Genomic DNA, 16846 nt, shown 5'->3' on the forward strand with positions numbered 1-16846 from the left:
CGGCCGTCGCTTTTCTGGTCTTACGATACCGCGACGAGGAAGTCGGACGAAACCCATCCGACATGGCCCTGCGGTGTTCGAACCTGCCACCAGGCTTGCTGCATGGCGATACGCTCGACCAGGGTATTCTCCGGCAGTTCGCCGACCTTGTCTCCGCCGGGGCTGGACCTGAAATTCAACGTCGAAGGAGCCACGCCCTTGACGCGAAAACGGGGCAGCCTGAGATCGGACGAAAGGGCGCCATGCATCGAAGGGTTCAATCCGTCGAGTTCTATAGCAATGCGGCGACGCATCTCGTCGCCAATGGGGCGGTGGCCGACGAATGCATTCGTAAAAGACAGACGGGTTACATCCCACTTGCCGTTCTGCAATATGCCGAGCGTTGGCTGAACCTCGGCATGGGTCAGTATTGTTTGCCGGGTTACAGGGATGTCGTAGCGTTTCGCCAACTGGGCAGCCGCTTTTATCATGGTGTCCCATTGTATTTCCTGGAGCGGATTGCTTCCGCTGGAAAATGGGCTCTCGCGAGCGCCGGTCATCGAGCACATCGATATGCCTATTGCCCCTGTATTGGCATTCTTCGTATGGGAAGCATGCCCCGAACTGGGAGCGCCCGGAGCATTCGCTGCAATCGATTTGTCGCCACGGACGAGGTTTCCATCGCCCTCGACAAGTATATGGTAGGATTTCTTGTCGGTGCTGTTGGCCGTGTGGCCACCGGCAGTCCAATGCACATGAACACGTTTCATGGCGGCATCCGGCATCCATGAACTGGGGATACTTGTTGGCATGATCCTCTCCCTATGTTTTGTAAGCTGACTCCATTTTCCATCAATAAATATTTAGGCGAGCAGGCTCATCGTGAGGCCAATACTACTCGCGTCATGGGGTGTTTTCTTCAGAAGATGGCAGCGCTTCGCTCTTCCGGGCAGGAAGTGACACTTCCTCGTCCAGATGGCCTCGTTCATTCTGCATGCTCGGCTATGGTGATCGCAAAAATACCATTTCCACCTCGGCTTGCACAAGATGTCCGTGATGTTCGCCGAGATGTTTTTTGCGGACCGGTTTGGCGATCCTGGCGCGGAACAAAGCCTTGCCTCGTGCATTTACGAGCACCTGCAGGCTTTTGCAGACGCGTGTTACAACTGGGGACCAAACGTGGATAGAAACGCACTTTACATGCTCATCGGCGCACTCATCGTCGTGGTGGCCGGCTTTTCCTATTATGCCTATCAGCAGGAGAAGCAGCCGGACGGCGTCGAGATCAAGCTCAACGAGCAGGGGCTTTCCATCGAGGGAAACTGAGCGACCCTGTCTGGCCAGCCACAAGCCGTGTTCCTGCCGGAGCACGGCTTTTATATTTGGTTTCTATAATTTTGCATCGCCGTCGTAATTTTGATGCAATGCAGCAAAAAACTCATCATCTCGCGTTTTCAAAGACATGCTGTTCATGTAGATTGAGAAAACGCATTTGGGGAGGCGTCGATGGAGAAGTGGGTCTATACCTTTGGGGATGGTCGTGCCGAAGGCAGTGCGGGCGATCGCAATCTGCTCGGTGGCAAGGGCGCAAACCTTGCCGAAATGAGCAATCTCGGCCTGCCGGTGCCGCCCGGCCTCACCATCGTCACCGCTGCCTGCAACCACTATTACGACAACGGCCGCATGCTGCCGGAGGGCCTGAAAGACCAGGTCCGCGCCGGCATTCGCCAGATGGAGGCGATCACCGGCCGCAATTTCGGCGATACGGCAAAGCCGCTGCTGCTCTCCGTGCGTTCCGGCGCGCGGGCTTCCATGCCGGGCATGATGGATACGGTGCTCAACCTCGGCCTCAACGACCGCACGGTACAGGCGCTCGGCCATGATGCGGGCGATGCGCGTTTTGCCTGGGACAGCTACCGCCGCTTCATCCAGATGTACGGCGATGTCGTCATGGGCCTCGACCACGAGGCCTTCGAGGAGATTCTGGAAGACGAGAAGGGCCGGCTCGGCCACGAGCAGGATACCGAGCTTTCGGCCGTCGAGTGGCAGCATGTCGTCGGGCGCTACAAGGAAACCATCCGCGAAGAGCTGGGCGAAGAATTCCCGCAGGACCCGGAAGTCCAGCTCTGGGGTGCGATCGGCGCCGTTTTCGCAAGCTGGATGAATGCCCGCGCCGTTACCTATCGCCACCTGCACAATATCCCGGCCGTCTGGGGCACCGGGGTCAACGTCCAGGCCATGGTCTTCGGCAATCTCGGCAATGCGTCGGCAACCGGCGTCGCCTTCACGCGCAATCCCTCGACGGGCGAAAATTCGCTCTATGGCGAGTTTCTCGTCAATGCGCAGGGCGAGGATGTCGTCGCCGGCATTCGCACGCCGCAGAACATCACGGAAGAGGCGCGCATCGCGTCCGGTTCCGATCGGCCGTCGCTGGAAAAACTGATGCCGGAGGCCTTTGCCGAATTCTGCGGCATCTGCGACCGGCTGGAGCGGCACTACCGCGACATGCAGGACCTCGAATTCACCATCGAGCGGGGCAAGCTCTGGATGCTCCAGACCCGCTCGGGAAAACGCACCGCCAAGGCGGCGCTGAGGATCGCCGTCGACATGGCGACGGAAGGGCTGATCAGCGAGGGCGAGGCCGTCGCACGTATCGATCCCGCCTCGCTCGACCAGTTGCTGCACCCGACCATCGATCCGCGCGCGCGCCGTGACGTCATCGGCTCCGGCCTGCCGGCCTCGCCGGGTGCCGCGACGGGTGCGATCGTCTTCACCTCGGAGGACGCCGTGCAGGCGCAGGAGGAGGGCCGCAAGGTCATTCTCGTGCGCATCGAGACGAGCCCGGAAGACATTCACGGCATGCATGCCGCCGAGGGTATTTTGACCACGCGCGGTGGCATGACGAGTCACGCGGCCGTCGTCGCCCGCGGCATGGGCACGCCCTGCGTCTCCGGCGCCGGCACACTGCGCGTCGACCTGCGCAACGAACTGCTGGTCGCCCATGGCGTGACGCTGAAGCGCGGCGACGTCATCACCATCGATGGCTCCTCCGGCCAGGTGCTGAAGGGCGAAATCCCCATGCTCCAGCCGGAGCTTTCCGGCGATTTCGGCCGCATCATGGAATGGGCGGATCGCACGCGCCGCATGAAGGTGCGCACCAATGCCGAAACACCGGCGGATGCCCGCGCGGCACGCTCCTTCGGTGCGGAAGGAATCGGCCTCTGCCGCACGGAACACATGTTCTTCGAGGGCAGCCGCATCAATGTGATGCGCGAGATGATCCTTGCCGAGGACGAGGCCGGCCGTCGCGCGTCGCTGGCAAAACTCCTGCCCATGCAGCGCTCCGACTTCGTAGAGCTGTTCGAGATCATGCACGGCCTGCCGGTGACCATTCGCCTGCTCGACCCGCCACTGCACGAATTCTTGCCGAAGACGGACGAGGAGATCGCCGATGTGGCGGCGGCGCTGTCGATCGACGAGGCCGTGCTGCGCCGGCGTGTCGATACGCTGCACGAGTTCAACCCCATGCTCGGCCACCGCGGCTGCCGGCTGGCGATCTCCTATCCGGAAATCGCCGAAATGCAGGCCCGCGCCATCTTCGAGGCGGCGGCGGAAGCCGCCCGTGCGACGGGTGCCGCCGTCGTGCCGGAAATCATGGTGCCGCTCGTCGGCCTGAAGGCGGAGCTGGACTATGTGAAGGCCCGCATCGACAGCGTGGCAAAGGCGGTCATCGCCGAGAGCGGGGTGGCGATCGACTATCTCGTCGGCACGATGATCGAGCTGCCGCGTGCGGCACTGCGCGCTCATGTCATTGCCGAATCGGCGGAGTTCTTCTCCTTCGGCACCAACGACCTGACGCAGACGACCTTCGGCATCTCGCGCGACGACGCTTCAGCCTTCCTCTCGACCTATATCCAGAAGGGCATCATCGAGCAGGACCCGTTCGTGCAGCTCGATTTCGACGGGGTGGGGGAACTCATCCGCATCGCCGCCGAACGCGGCCGGCGCACGCGGGGTGACCTGAAGCTCGGCATCTGCGGCGAACATGGCGGCGATCCGGCGTCGATCCATTTCTGCGAAGAAGTGGGGCTCGATTACGTCTCGTGTTCACCCTTCCGCGTGCCGATCGCGCGGCTCGCAGCAGCACAGGCCGCCTTCAAGGGCGTCAAGGGCTGAGAGAAGACAGGCGCTGCGCTCGGCGGCGCCAAGGCCCGCAAAAAGTCAGGCGTCGCGTTCAACGACGCCGGTCACGCACGTAGATATAGGTCGGCCCACCCCAGAACGGATCGTTCATCCGGGTTGCGCGGAAATCCGCGCGGCGGTCGAGATCGATGCGCTGCAAGCACTCGGCAAACGCGTCCGTTCCCGCGCGAAAACCGTAGGAACGGCACTTGTTCTCGTCGTTGGCGCGCACTTCCGCGGCCGTCTGGCAGCCGGCGAGAAGGAGGGTGGTGGCAGCGAGGGCGGCAAGGCGAATCAGCATCTTGGACATGCGAACTCCGGCAAACTGTTGCGCGCCTTGGATAGGCCTGTCCGGATCGAGCCGCAAGTCCTCAGATGCGTTGCAGAACGTCGATGAAGGCGTCCGCGAAGCGCTTCAGGTCCTTGGTTTTCTCATCGGGATTTTCCATCCGGATGGCCGCACCTTCCGCGTCCAGCAGTGCGAAAACCACGGCGAGCGCCCGGTCTTCGCCCTTCGGTACGCGCAGCGCCGCGATGCGTCGGCAGTCGTCCTTGAGCCCCGAGGCCGGCAGGTCGAACAGGAAATCACCGCCGACCTGACCGGCGGCCGTGCGCACGGCCTCGGTAAAACCGGCATCGTCGCCGGAAAAGCCATCGAGCGACAGTTCGAGTTCCAGAAGCTCCAGAGGAAGGGCGGGTTCGCCAGCCGGAATGGCGGCAGGTGTCTCGGCGACCGTCTGCGTCGGCAACATCGTCTTGCTCCTTTACTACCCCCGTTTGTGAACGTTCGTTAACGAGCGTGGCAAATTTGCGGCACGCAAGGAATTTCGTGTCGCGGGCGGGAAAAACGAAGCAGGCCAACGCCCATTTTGGTCTGAAGGCGGAGTTCCATACGATACTGTCGACGTCTGCCTCGACGGCCTTGAGATCAGAGGACTTTCAAACCGAGTTCGGAGAGCAAGTCGGCCGCCTGTGCCCGCGAAATGACCGCGCCCTTGAACTGTTTGGCATTGTTCAGGCGCACGCCCCCAAGGTCGGCACCGCGCAGGTCGGCGCCATCGAACCGGCTGTCGACCAGATGCGCTTCACGAAGGCTGCAAGCCTCGAAAACGGCCTCGCGGAAATCGCAACGGGAAACATCGGCGCCGCTGAAGTCGAGTTGCTTCAGGTGCAACTTGCGGAAGGAAAAACCCGGCAGGCGCGCATCTGCGAAGATGACTTCTTCGAAGTCGCAGCCAAGCGTCCGGGCCTCCGCGAAATTTGCACCGGTCAACTTGCAGCGCTTCAAAGATGAGGAGGTCAAGATCACGCCGCGAAAGCCGCCATTGTTGAAGTCGCATCCCGCGATTTCGGACTCCGACAGATTCGCTCCGGTGAAGTCGGCAAAAGGCCCGCGGCAGCCCGACCACCGGCTCTCGGTCAGAGTCGCCCCGGTGAACTTCGCGCGCGTCAACCGGCACGCATCGAAGGTCCATCCCGTGAAAGCGAGGCGGGACAGGTCGGCCTCTTCGAGACTGCAACGCTGCAGCGTCACCGGGATATTGCGGGCAACCAATGCTGAGACCGCCTCTCTGTCGAGCGTCTGTTCCGTGACGATGAAGCTGTTCGGCGGGCTTTCAGATGGCATTGGTCAGTTCCTTTCATGCGGATGCCTCCCATCCGGCCTGGAGGCGAGGTTCAATACCACGGTTTTGTGCTGACGCTCGTCATGCCGCCTCCCGAATTGCTCGTCATCCTCCCGCGCTGCGTCGTACGCGGCGGCATAGGTCTATAGCCGGGCGCTCCGAACGGTACATCGATGTAATCCCAGGGCCAGCGCGCAGCCTTTGCGTCGTCCAGGCCCAGCCAGCTTTACCAAAGCGCGATTGACAGTGCCCAGCCGAAGCTGACTCGGCTCAACGGGCGTCCTGCGTCTTGGCAAGCTTCTCGGCAATGACGTCCAAACAAACGCAGGCAGTTCTCTGTCAACCACCTGGGTTATGGCCCTTTGACGGACTGCTCGATCTCCCGGCGAAAGAATCTGTTCAGGAGCCGCATCACACGCACCCCTTCGTGCGTGTGGCGTCACCTCAATGGAAAGCCTCCCCACGCAATGCCGATGGAAAAATCTACCGTCCTGCGTTAGGGAGAGGAGACGGCAGACGCATCCGGTGAGGCCATGGCGATCACGATCCAGTATGAACGGCCTGTTTCGCATGCGGCGTATTGGGCGCGGCGCATGGCACTGTTGTCCTGCGTGCTGTTCATTGCCGTCGTGCTGTCGCACCGCTTCGGCCCGCTGACGACGCCGCATTTCCTTGCATTGGCGGGTTTTGCCGCAGTGATGGCCGGGCTTGCCGTGCTGCTGGCGGCGACCGGGCTTGCCCGCCTCTGGCATGTCGGCGCGCGCGGCGGCAAGGCCGCCCTTGTGGCGCTGTTGTTCGCTCTGCTGCCGCTCGGCGTGACGGGGGCTGCGGCCTATGCCTATTTCTACAAGCCGGCGCTCTACGACGTGACGACCGACACGGTATCGCCGCCGCCCTGGCTGTCCCAGCCTTCTGCCGCGCAGGATTGGCTGCCGCGCCTCGGCACGGTTACGCCGCGCGACCGCGAGGTGCAGCTCGACGCCTATCCCGGCCTCTCCGGCCGGCGCTACGAGGGCGCGCTCGACCGTGTCTATCAGGGCGTGCGCAAGGTCGCCACGGCCTATGGCATCACGATTACCGCCGAAGACGGGCTCGACAACATCCTCGCCGATCTCGAAGACCTCGTGATCGATCCGAAGAAGGTAACGCAGGGTGCCGAGGCATTGGGCGAGGTGCCGATCCCCGAGGCCCGCCCGCTCGAAACGCCGCTGATCCCCTCTGTCGGCGGTGCCGGCGATGTCCTCTTGCAGGGGGAATGGCGCTCGCCGATCTTCGGCTTCCGCTTCGACGTGGTCATCCGCCTGCGCGAAGAAGCCGAGACGACGCTTGTCGACATGCGCGCCGCCTCGCGCTACGGGCCGCACGACCTGGGCATCGGCGCGTCTCTTGTCGAAGGTTATCTGAAGGCGCTCGACGCCGAGCTGCTCGGCATCGCGGGCGATTGATCAGAGGCCGGGTGCGAGGAAATACAGTCCCGCCAGCGACGGCGGCCCCTCGGTCACCACCTCGCCGCGCGCGACCAGATCCTCCAGATGCGCCAGCACCGAGAGTGCCGCCGCACCATGCAGGCGGGGATCCGTTTCGCGGTAGATCACCTTCACCATGTCGGCGATCAACCGGTCGCCGGCGCGGATGCGTTCGCGCACCGCCCGCTCGCGCATGCGCCGGTGCGTGCGCAGCCCGCGCAGGAACGCCGCCGGCTCGGTCACCGGGCCGCCATGGCCGGGAAAATAGAGGCGGTCGTCCCGCTCCAGCAGGCGGTCGAGCGAGGCCATGTAGTCCGCCATGGCCCCGTCCGGCGGCGCGACGATGCTGGTTGCCCACGCCATGACATGGTCGGCGGAAAACACGATGCCCTCCGGCCCATCGAGGGCGAAGGCGGCATGGTTTGCGGTATGGCCGGGCGTCAGCAGCGCCGTCAGCGCCCAGCCGTCACCCTCCACCCGGTCGCCATGGGCAAGCGCAATGTCCGGCACGAAGTCCACATCCGAGCTTTCGGCAAAAGGATTGCTCTCGCCGGCATGCAGCGGCCGGGACGCCCGGTGCGGGCCTTCCGCAACGACAATCGCGCCGGTCTCTGCCTTCAGCCGGCGGGCGAGGGGAGAGTGGTCACGGTGGGTGTGGCTGACGGCGATATGCGTCACCTCGCGGCCGGCAAGCGCCGTCATCAGCGCCTGGAAATGCGCCTCATCCTCCGGGCCGGGATCGATCACCGCGACCGACCGATCGCCGACGATGTAGCTGTTGGTGCCGTGAAAGGTGAAGGGGCTCGGATTGTTGACGGTAACGCGCTCGACCCGCGCGGCAACCGGCACCGCCTCGCCATAGGCCGGCTTGAACTCGAGATTGAAATGCGGGGGTTCCCGGCTGTCGTCTTGCTTGGAGATTGCCACGGCCGTCACTTGTACTCGATTTCGATGAAGCTCATCGGGCTGTCGCCGCCATTGACGACATTGTGCGCCACGCCCGCCTCGCGCCGGTAGACGGCGCCGGCCTTGCTGTGCACCCGCCGCTCGCCCGTCTCCTCCTCGATCAGGAAGTCGCAATCCGTCATCGGCACCACGACATAGCCGAGCCCATGCACATGGTGGCCGGTATCGGCACCCGGCTCGAAATCCCAGCGCGTGACGCGCACCACCGCATCGTCGAGAAGAATGGTCGGCACGGCCGGCGGGCGGGCGCGGAACTTGGACATGGCGGCTCCTCGTGAGGAAGCGGCAGTCTCACAACCCCGAATGGCCGGGCGACCTGCCGCCGAAAAGGACGATCTAACGGCCGGACCCTAGCCCCGCCATGTCCGCCTGCCAAGCGCGAAGCCTGCCGATCGCCGACGAATCAAGAGGATGCCCGCGAGAATAATCGCGCAAACCGGAACTTAACCATTGTCCGCCCGCCCGCCCTTTGCTATCAGGCTCCCGCCACGGTGGGGCGTCGCCAAGCGGTAAGGCACCGGTTTTTGGTACCGGCATTCCCAGGTTCGAATCCTGGCGCCCCAGCCATGGCTTACTTCATGAAGCCCGTCACTATCCTCTTCCAGACGCGTCGTATCGTGCGGTGTGCCGCTGAAACTACCCAGGATGCCGCGTCGTTTGAAAAGCATTCATTGAAATGACAGGCCGCGACCCTATTGTTTCGTCACGCCGGGCGAAAGCCGGCGAGAAGCAACAGGGAGTCAGATATGGGTATATTCAGTTCCATCAAGGAAAAGCTCTTCGGCAAGGCGGAAGAGCAGAAGCCGGTCGAAACGATTACGGCTGACGCCGTGAAGCCGGCGACGGCCGATATGGCCGCGACGCCGAGTGTCGGCAAGGATGCGGTTGTGACCCCCGCGGAAAGCCGCCCGGCGACGCCGAGCCAGCCGGTCGATGTTGCGGCGATCCTCGATGCAGCTGTTGCCAAGAATGGTCAGAAGCTCGATTGGCGCCGTTCCATCGTCGACATGATGAAGGCGCTCGGCATGGATGCCAGCCTTCAGGAGCGCAAGGAACTTGCCGACGAGCTGGGCTATACCGGCGACAAGAGTGACTCCGCCAGCATGAACATCTGGTTGCACAAGGCCCTGATGAAGGCGCTCGCCGACAATGGCGGGAAAGTTCCTGCCGACCTGCTGGATTAAACACGTGACGGCCCGCCGAAAGCGCTTCGGCGGGCTTCTCGCTTCGTAATCCCCGTGGTGGTTTCGGTCCTGTCGGCTACACGGCGGGCAGGGGCGCATGGTGGGGCCGTCCTCAAATCGTTGGATATGTTTATGCGGGTTCGCTCATGGGTTGCCGGGCGGGCTATCCCGTGTATGGTGCTTGAACAGCACGCTTGGGCGCGGTTCGGAGGATGGGCTTGTCTCCAAGAGGAACGGAACTTGGAGTTGGCATGGACAGTGCGGCACAAGGACTTTCCGGCCGGCTCCTCGAAATTTTACGGGAAGAACTGAAAAAGCCGGTCGCGCTCAACGATCGGCTGCTCGGCAGCGGCCTGACGATCAACCGCGCGCTGCGGATCATCGCCCGGTTCTGGAGTGAAACCGGCATAGAGCTCGATGTGAACTGCTTCTATGCCCATGCGACGGTTGGCGCGTTCGTCGGCGCGGCGCCCGAGGAAGGCACGCGCAGCCTGCGCAAGCTCATCGACGTGCGTGCGGGCTCCCCGGCAGAGACGCTCGTCGTCTTCGCCGGTGGTCTCAGCTGTTTTCTGGAAATACAGGATCTCATCGACCGGCTGGATTTTCCCGGCCAGGTTCTGGGCATGGTGCTCACGCAGTTCGGGCGGGGCAATCGGGATCCCGCTCTGGTGGCCGACGAGATTGCCGAATCGCTGCGCGGACTGGATGCCGCCGGCATCCGTGGACCCTATCGCCTGCTCGGCTATTCGTTCGGCGGTATTTTTGCCCTTGAGCTGGCGCGCGCGCTGGCGGTGCGCGGTGACGACATCGCCTTTCTGGGGGTGATCGACGCGCCGCAGGGCGAGCACTGCTGGCCGCTGCCCGTCTGGTTGCGCTTCATGGCAAAACGCGCCGGACGCCGCTGGGCGACCAACAAACAAGGCCGGGCCAATCCGGAGGGCGCGTCCGAACGGGCCGCACCGGAGCGACAGGGGCGGGCCACCTTGCTGTCGGCCGTGCGGCGGGCGTTGAGGCCGCTTGCTCTGCGCTTCGCCGATCCCCGCTCCGAGCACTATCCAGGCCTGGCGCCGCAATGGATCGGCAACTATCCGCCGCGCTACGATGCGGCCGCGCGCCAGCTCCTGCGCATGAAGGGCCTCTACAGGCCATCGCCTTATACGGGCATGCTCACCTATTATCGCGCGCTCGGCGGCTCGCCGGTTGACTGTGATCCGAGGGCGATCTGGCCGCGTTTCCTGCCCCGCGCCGAATGGGTGGATATGCGGGGCAACCATCAAAGCGTCATCGTCGGCCGCAACGCCGAAATCCTTGCCCGCGATATTTCCCGACGGCTTGGGGGAGCCGGGAGTTAGGCTTCGCACAGCCTTTCCGTGGCCGCGACAAGGCGTTCAACCTCCTCCCGCATCCCGTCCTGTGTCACCCGCGGCAAAACCCATTGCAGAGGTGACAGCAGGCAGAAGTGAAGCAGCCCCTCGTAAACCTGCGCTGCCTTGAGCAGGTTTCGACCTATCTCGATGCGGGGCAAGTGTTCGGACCATTCCGGCTGGTCCGCCTCCGGCAGGAGACGTTCCGTCTGAATGGCCGCGACGACCGCCTTTACATCTCGGCTTACCGTCTTGGCGGTGCCGCGCAAGGCAATGAGAGGCCCGAGCGTCAAGGTCGCCGGCAAGCCGTCCTCCCGGACGCTGAGCACCGGGCTGTCCAGCTGCCGCAGGATCGGGAACGGAACGATCTCGCCCGTGGCCTGTTTCCGGGTGACTGGCCTGGCATGTGCCTCGATCAGGTCATCCAGATCCTTGCCCCGTTTTGCCGCGAGCACCTCGGCACGCAGCAATCCTTCCCCCGTCAGGTTGTAGAAGGTGGGTTTGCCCAGGGTGTAGGAGCCGCGCAGAAGCCCATTGTTGCAAAGCAGCTTCATGGCGCTGTCCGGCCAGCTCTCATCGAAGGGGTCGCTGATGTAGCGCGCGGCAAAGCCAGCATCGACCAACGTGTTTGTCTTCTTGTCTACACTGGCCGCGCAGGCAATCAGAAATTCGTCGATAAAGGTGTGAAAGGGCAAGCGTTTCTTCATGCTCGTGTCTTTCGGCAGGCAGCAATCAGCCGACCGCGCACCGAACGTCCGGCGGCGGTTTCGAGGGGCTTCACGGATAATCCAACTGTGACGGAAGGATGCGGGAAGCACACATGCATTGCAACTATATTGTGCATCAGGTTGTGGAGCTTTACCGCGCGGCCCACACATTTCCACCGGCCATCGAATTCGCCCGCCGCGGACGCTACTCGCCCACCAGGCTTTCCGTCATCTCAATGAGGCGTTTGATCTGCGCGCGTATGTGGTCTTCACCGACCCTTTCATGAAACCAGCGAAGGGCGATCAGCAGAATATATTTGAGGAGGTCGAGATCTGTCTGCTCTGCCTTGAGCAGGCCGCTGGCAGCCTCCAGTTCATGGTAGTGCTGAGAAAAAGCGGGACTGTTTTCAGCTGGAAGCCGGTTGCTCTTGCGTAAGTCTTCGAGCGTTGCCTGGATATGCGCATTCAGGCTTTTGGAAGCATCGGACAGCCGAAGGATGGTTTGCATTTTGGCACTATAGGCACCACCGCCCTCTTGAGCACTCCAGACGGGGCTATTGGTCTGGAGTGCCCAAGAGGGCTCCTGTTCGGTTTCACGAGAACGCGGGGCCTTCTTAATGCCAGCAAGGGCGTAAAGGTCTTGCCCAAGCACTGCCATAAGTTCTGCAGCCCGCGTCAAGCCGGCGCCTGATAGCTCATAAATGGGGTCGTGGCCCATATAACGCGTACCTCTCAACATGCCAGCGTCCGCAAGTTCGAGGATGGCAGGTCTAATCCAGGATGGGTCGTGGCGGGCCGTGACATACTCCATCGCTGCTTCTGCCTCGACAGGCTGGCCGATTTTTGCATCGGCTTTCAGGGCGTAGGCAATCAGAAGGGCATCTTTGAAATCAGGGTATAGCCGCTCGTACTCCATGACCTTTTCCTGGTCCCCGATCTGCAACCGATTTCTACTTCAGGTTATGTTGAATGGGTGATTTCCGTTTTGCAACTATGTTGCGAGCGGAAGGGCCGAAGAAGACGGCTTCCCCGCAGATTGCCAGTGGATAATCCTGCGCAAACCGGTTCGTCCTTGCCCATGGAAAATGCTATCACCGTCGCCTAACAGAGACGGGAGAGACACGGAATGAGCACGAACAAGGTAGCAGTCATCACGGCGGGCGGCAGCGGGATGGGGGCGGCGGCGGTGCGACGGCTGGCGGCGGATGGCTTCAAGGTGGCGGTGCTGTCTTCCTCCGGCAAGGGCGAGGCGCTGGCGAAGGAACTCGGCGGCGTGGGTGTGACGGGTTCGAACCAGTCGGCCGATGACCTGAAGGCGCTTGTCGATCTCGCAATCTCGACCTGGGGTCGCATCGACGTGCTCATCAACAGCGCCGGCCATGGCCCGCGCGCGCAGATCATCGAGATCAGCGACGAAGACTGGCACAAGGGCATGGACGTCTACCTGTTGAATGTCATCCGCCCCGTACGGCTGGTGGCGCCGATCATGCAGGCGCAGAAGTCCGGGTCGATCATCAACATCTCCACCGCCTGGGCCTTCGAGCCGTCGGCGATGTTCCCGACCTCGGCCGTCTTCCGCGCAGGCCTTGCTGCCTATACGAAGATTTTTGCCGACACCTATGCCGGCGACAATGTCCGCATCAACAACGTGCTGCCGGGCTGGATCGACAGCCTGCCGGGCACCGAGGAGCGGCGCGACAGCGTGCCGATGAAGCGCTACGGCACCAGCGAGGAAATCGCCGCCACCGTCGCCTTCCTCGCCTCCGAGGGCGCCGGCTACATCACCGGGCAGAACATCCGAGTCGATGGCGGCTTGACCCGCTCCGTCTGAGCCTGGCGCAGGCAGATGCGGGCGAGTCCGCATCTGCCTGGAATTCGCAGGGCAGGGCACATCGCCGAACAAGGTTTCCGCTCAGGCGAGCGTGCCGACCGGAATCAATTCTGCTGCGCCGGGCTGCCACGTGTTGCCATGCCAGTCACCGAGCCAGCGCTCCACCGCGAGTCCTGCTTCGGCGATCAGCGCCTCCAGTTCGGCCTTTTCCGGAAAAGCAATGCGGGAGGCGGCGGAAAGCCGCTTGCCCGTCGCACGGATTTCATAGTGCGTGCCGTAGGTGACGATGCCGGTTTCCGGGTCGTGGGAAACATCGTTCCATGCCGCGACGGCGCCGAAGCGGGGATGCTCGACCACACGCATCGAATCCTCCGGTCCCCATTCCTCCCATTCCCGGCAGGCTGGGTTGCGGCTGTCGAAGGTGAAGCGCCCGCCGGGCGCCAGATGCGCCGCGATGGTGGCAAGGGCTGCGCGCCGGTCATCCGGCGTGAGAAACACCTGGAAAGCATGGCCGGTCAGCACGATACGATCGAAGCGGCGGCCGAGCCGCAGCGTGCGCGCATCGCCTTCGATGAAGTCCACGGCGTCCGCGCCGGGCTTTTCTCGCGCGATCGCAAGCATTGCCGGCGCCGGATCGACGCCGACGACCCTGCGCCCGCCGGACAGCGCGACAGCAAGCGCGCCGGTGCCGCAGCCGAGATCCAGCACGCTTTCGGCCGTGTCGGCGAAGGCCAGGCAATAGGCGAAGTCGGGCGACCGCTCCCAGCCGTTTTCGAGATCGTAGAAATCGGCAAGGTCAGGGTCGTGGTAAAGGCGGTCTTCGTCCATTCTGTCCTCCAAATGAAAAGGCCGCGCGTTTCCGCACGGCCTTGAAAGGATTTATCGAACGCTGCGCTTACTTCACGGCATCGAGAACCTTTTCGCAGTGCGTCGGGCCGCCGTTCGGATCGACGCGATCGCCGATGGCGCGGATAGTGTCGATCTTGTAGGCCTCGTTCACCGTCAGCTCGACCGTGCAGGACCGTCCCTTGGAAAAACCGCCGCGCCACTTGTAGAGCGTCGTGCCGCCCGAGCCGGCAATGTCGGAGATCGGCGGGCCGTAGGCGGCAAAGAAGCTGCCGGCGGTCTTGCCGTTCCAGCGGGCCTGGAGGGGGTTGGAAGCGATGGTAACGGTGGTGCATCCTGCGAGAGCAAGCGTCAGGCCTGCCAGAATTGCAATGCGGGAGTTCATCTGTGCCATGTCCTTGGACTTCGGTGCGGCCGGAAAACGGGCGACTCGGAAATCGAGCCTCAATTTCGCCATAGCGCAGCGCGTGGCAAAGGGGAATCACCGTCCGCAAACTTTGTTCCTATCCCCGTCGAAGGGCCGTGAACCTTGCGGATTTGCAACAGTTCGTGCCGTCACGGCCCCTCGCAAGACGGCTGTGTTGCCGGGCGCGGCTTGATCCGGGAGCGGCGGCGCTCGGTGGTCGCGCCGTGAGCCGGCGGGGCTGTTCACATGAGGCTGGCGAAATCGGGCGGATTGGACACGCGCGAGCGCGCGGCTCACACCATGATTAAGGACGGCCAGCGTGATCTCGCGGCAGCGACGTGACGTCAATCGGTCACCCGACCCCGATCTAAAGCTATCGGCAGTCGCGTCCTGGGAGGCTTTTGCCAGAAGGAACGGTGTTCGTCCACTCCCGTGTGGCGATCATGACCGCCGGCCTCGCACGTGCATCCGGCCGGCAAGCCTTGCGAAGGACAGGCGCTCTTCCACCGCGTCGCGCTCCGCGATTAATGTGCGTAGTGCCTCGAGAGCATCGCCCTTGTGAAGGTCGAGGATTTCCTTGGCTTCATCGGGAACGCTGTCGTCCTGGCGTTTCGGCGCACGGATCATTGCAGGCGCAACTCCAACTGCTTCTTGCTCTTGAGGACATAGAGCGGCTTGGCCGCCGCCTCGACCTTGCGTTGGATCTCGGCGCGATTGGCCAACTGTTTCTCGCGAAGAGACTGGCCAGAGGCAATGATTTCACGCGCACGTTCGACCGCATCCATCTGCATGAGAACCTCCATTTGTTCTTGATATGTTCTCATTGTGGATTGAAGAAGTCAAGCGCCTCCGTTTCGCGCTTTTTGCACCAGCAAAAAAGCGCGAATCTGCCCGTCATGCGCGGTCAGGCATAGATTTTCGAAGCAGGCACGATTGATGGTTGGAGCCACAGGTCCGGTGGCTCAGGAAACCGCGATGATCGCCGGATCTTTCGATCAATGCGTCGTCGGCACATCGTCCTCTTCGAGGAAGGATTGGATCCCGTCGCGTGCCACGGTCGCGAGGAATTCGTCAAACGCTTCCCGATCGGTCGGGAATGGCTCGTCCCATTCAAAGAGGTCTTCGTTCTGCGTGACGACCTCCATCCGCCAGTCCTGCTGGGTGCCTGCCGGACGGTAGATGTCGACGAGCACGGTCACATCGTCCTCGGTGAATTCACCGGACAGTTCGGAATGTTCCAGTTTTGGTTTTTTCGTCATTCGTCGTCCCACTTAACCTTACCCTGCCGCTTATATAGGGTCCCCCGTGTCTGTGGGAAGGCGGAGAATGAACCGTGGCGTCACAAACGCCTCCCAGTCGGATTTCGCTGGGCTCCAGCGGCTGGGATCTGACGCCTCGAGGGCAGGTTTTCGGGTGGCGACGAGATCAACGCGGCCAAGTCAGGCAGCTCATTGGTGGGTTTCGTCAGATGACTATCGGCCCTGACTACGCCGTGGTGCTGCTAGCGTTTGCGTCGCTTCAGGGTATGCAATCCGGAGTAGGCTCTATTTGACGCGACCTGATGACGAGACCCTGTACGCCATCGCCGACCGTCTCGAGCGGGCTGCGCTATGTTCGACGCCCTAACACCAGATGTCGCAGCTTTCTTGATGTTAGTATATACTAATAAATCCTGGCGCTGCCGCCCCTTGGGCAGCCGCGGTCGGCTTCAAGATGCGATTATGGGAGGGCAAAATGAAGACAGTAAATGTTGTTGATGGCGCGGCAATTAAGCAGGCCATCGAAGGACGCGACGGCAAGCTCCTGCCTACCTTCTATGCAGACGATGCGGTCGTGCGCGTTATCGACCGCGACAACCCGCCAAGCAAGCCACGTGAGGTTCGTGGCCAGCAGGCGATATCCGAATACTTCGCGGATGTGTGCGGTCGAGACATGATTCACAAGGTCGATATCATCCTCACCGAGGGGGACCGGCTCGCCTTCACGCAGAACTGCATGTACCCCGACGGCGCGCGCGTATTCTGCGCCGCGTTCATCGAGTTTGGCGGCAGTCGAATAGTCCGGCAAACGATCGTGCAGGCCTGGGATGGATGATGTCGCGGCTAGATTGGCTACGCTGTAAGACGGGACAGCGCGCAGACCAAGTTGAAAGTGTATCAATGGAAACGACGAAGGCACAAACAATGGCATCGGCGCTGAATGCGTTCACAACCAAGGCTCATTCTTGCCGTCTGTGCATGAAGTTCTGGAAGCCATCGCCGCCGCATGGCGGCCACACGTCGTGACGGAT

General features: G+C 62.5%; 20 protein-coding genes and 1 tRNA gene. 8 read left to right on the forward strand and 13 right to left on the reverse strand.

What is annotated here, in order from left to right:
• Positions 1-20: 20 nt before the first annotated feature.
• The gene (locus ACT6VE_RS12470) at positions 21-791 is read right to left on the reverse strand and encodes an N-acetylmuramoyl-L-alanine amidase (protein WP_444798915.1); all 771 of its coding nucleotides are present in this window, start codon (positions 789-791) and stop codon (positions 21-23) included.
• Between the two features lie 367 nt (positions 792-1158).
• Between ACT6VE_RS12470 and ACT6VE_RS12475 the strand changes: the two genes are divergently transcribed.
• Complete coding sequence (locus ACT6VE_RS12475; RefSeq protein ID WP_171902405.1) at positions 1159-1305, forward strand: hypothetical protein; 147 nt, start codon at positions 1159-1161, stop codon at positions 1303-1305.
• A gap of 180 nt (positions 1306-1485) precedes the next feature.
• Entirely contained in the window at positions 1486-4155 is a 2670-nt protein-coding gene (gene ppdK, locus ACT6VE_RS12480; protein WP_444798916.1) for a pyruvate, phosphate dikinase, read from the forward strand.
• A 58-nt stretch (positions 4156-4213) separates the two neighbouring features.
• Here ppdK and ACT6VE_RS12485 read toward each other — a convergent pair whose 3' ends face one another.
• The 3 genes from ACT6VE_RS12485 to ACT6VE_RS12495 form a co-directional block, all read right to left on the reverse strand.
• On the reverse strand, positions 4214-4471 hold the full coding sequence (locus tag ACT6VE_RS12485) for a hypothetical protein (protein ID WP_444798917.1): 258 nt from the start codon (positions 4469-4471) through the stop codon (positions 4214-4216).
• A 61-nt stretch (positions 4472-4532) separates the two neighbouring features.
• Positions 4533-4913 (reverse strand): hypothetical protein, encoded by a 381-nt coding sequence (locus ACT6VE_RS12490; RefSeq protein WP_444798918.1) that lies wholly within the window; start codon positions 4911-4913, stop codon positions 4533-4535.
• Positions 4914-5089: 176 nt separating this feature from the next.
• Positions 5090-5716: a pentapeptide repeat-containing protein gene (locus ACT6VE_RS12495; protein ID WP_444798919.1), complete on the reverse strand. Its 627-nt coding sequence runs from the start codon at positions 5714-5716 to the stop codon at positions 5090-5092.
• Positions 5717-6325: 609 nt separating this feature from the next.
• On the opposite strand from ACT6VE_RS12495, the gene ACT6VE_RS12500 reads away from it, so the two are divergent.
• Positions 6326-7231, forward strand: a complete 906-nt coding sequence (locus tag ACT6VE_RS12500; protein ID WP_444798991.1) for a DUF1499 domain-containing protein — start codon at positions 6326-6328, stop codon at positions 7229-7231.
• On the opposite strand, the gene ACT6VE_RS12505 is transcribed toward ACT6VE_RS12500, so the two are convergent.
• Positions 7232-8173 carry an MBL fold metallo-hydrolase gene (locus ACT6VE_RS12505; RefSeq protein ID WP_444798992.1) on the reverse strand — a complete coding sequence of 314 codons (942 nt, stop codon included), beginning with the start codon at positions 8171-8173 and terminating at the stop codon, positions 7232-7234.
• An 11-nt stretch (positions 8174-8184) separates the two neighbouring features.
• Complete coding sequence (locus tag ACT6VE_RS12510; RefSeq protein WP_160861528.1) at positions 8185-8481, reverse strand: cupin domain-containing protein; 297 nt, start codon at positions 8479-8481, stop codon at positions 8185-8187.
• Between the two features lie 229 nt (positions 8482-8710).
• Here ACT6VE_RS12510 and ACT6VE_RS12515 point away from each other — a divergent pair.
• From ACT6VE_RS12515 to ACT6VE_RS12525, 3 genes are all read left to right on the forward strand, one after another.
• Positions 8711-8785 (forward strand) — tRNA-Gln (locus ACT6VE_RS12515).
• A 179-nt stretch (positions 8786-8964) separates the two neighbouring features.
• Positions 8965-9402: a DUF3597 domain-containing protein gene (locus ACT6VE_RS12520; protein ID WP_444798920.1), complete on the forward strand. Its 438-nt coding sequence runs from the start codon at positions 8965-8967 to the stop codon at positions 9400-9402.
• A 251-nt stretch (positions 9403-9653) separates the two neighbouring features.
• The gene (locus ACT6VE_RS12525; RefSeq protein ID WP_444798921.1) at positions 9654-10754 is read left to right on the forward strand and encodes a thioesterase domain-containing protein; all 1101 of its coding nucleotides are present in this window, start codon (positions 9654-9656) and stop codon (positions 10752-10754) included.
• Here ACT6VE_RS12525 and ACT6VE_RS12530 read toward each other — a convergent pair.
• Both ACT6VE_RS12530 and ACT6VE_RS12535 read right to left on the reverse strand, forming a co-directional pair.
• Entirely contained in the window at positions 10751-11473 is a 723-nt protein-coding gene (locus ACT6VE_RS12530; RefSeq protein WP_444798922.1) for a hypothetical protein, read from the reverse strand. The genes ACT6VE_RS12525 and ACT6VE_RS12530 overlap by 4 nt on opposite strands.
• Before the next feature lie 205 nt (positions 11474-11678).
• Positions 11679-12389, reverse strand: coding sequence for a hypothetical protein (locus ACT6VE_RS12535; protein ID WP_444798923.1), 711 nt, complete (start codon positions 12387-12389; stop codon positions 11679-11681).
• A gap of 210 nt (positions 12390-12599) precedes the next feature.
• Between ACT6VE_RS12535 and ACT6VE_RS12540 the strand changes: the two genes are divergently transcribed.
• Complete coding sequence (locus tag ACT6VE_RS12540) at positions 12600-13304, forward strand: SDR family oxidoreductase (protein WP_444798924.1); 705 nt, start codon at positions 12600-12602, stop codon at positions 13302-13304.
• A gap of 81 nt (positions 13305-13385) precedes the next feature.
• Here ACT6VE_RS12540 and ACT6VE_RS12545 read toward each other — a convergent pair whose 3' ends face one another.
• The 5 genes from ACT6VE_RS12545 to ACT6VE_RS12565 form a co-directional block, all read right to left on the reverse strand.
• Positions 13386-14132, reverse strand: a complete 747-nt coding sequence (locus tag ACT6VE_RS12545; protein WP_444798925.1) for a class I SAM-dependent methyltransferase — start codon at positions 14130-14132, stop codon at positions 13386-13388.
• A gap of 67 nt (positions 14133-14199) precedes the next feature.
• Positions 14200-14535: a hypothetical protein gene (locus ACT6VE_RS12550; protein WP_444798926.1), complete on the reverse strand. Its 336-nt coding sequence runs from the start codon at positions 14533-14535 to the stop codon at positions 14200-14202.
• 462 nt (positions 14536-14997) lie between these two features.
• The gene (locus tag ACT6VE_RS12555) at positions 14998-15183 is read right to left on the reverse strand and encodes a hypothetical protein (protein ID WP_444798927.1); all 186 of its coding nucleotides are present in this window, start codon (positions 15181-15183) and stop codon (positions 14998-15000) included.
• A complete protein-coding gene (locus ACT6VE_RS12560; protein WP_160861518.1) occupies positions 15180-15347 on the reverse strand; it encodes a hypothetical protein in 168 nt (55 codons plus the stop codon). Before ACT6VE_RS12560 ends, ACT6VE_RS12555 begins: the two co-directional genes overlap by 4 nt.
• A 204-nt stretch (positions 15348-15551) precedes the next feature.
• Positions 15552-15815 (reverse strand): hypothetical protein, encoded by a 264-nt coding sequence (locus tag ACT6VE_RS12565; RefSeq protein ID WP_444798928.1) that lies wholly within the window; start codon positions 15813-15815, stop codon positions 15552-15554.
• Positions 15816-16290: 475 nt separating this feature from the next.
• Here ACT6VE_RS12565 and ACT6VE_RS12570 point away from each other — a divergent pair, with 475 nt between their 5' ends.
• Positions 16291-16650, forward strand: a complete 360-nt coding sequence (locus ACT6VE_RS12570; protein WP_444798929.1) for a nuclear transport factor 2 family protein — start codon at positions 16291-16293, stop codon at positions 16648-16650.
• Positions 16651-16846 lie beyond the last annotated feature (196 nt).

The sequence above is a fragment of the Shinella sp. genome, assembly GCF_052438155.1.
Lineage (GTDB): Bacteria > Pseudomonadota > Alphaproteobacteria > Rhizobiales > Rhizobiaceae > Shinella.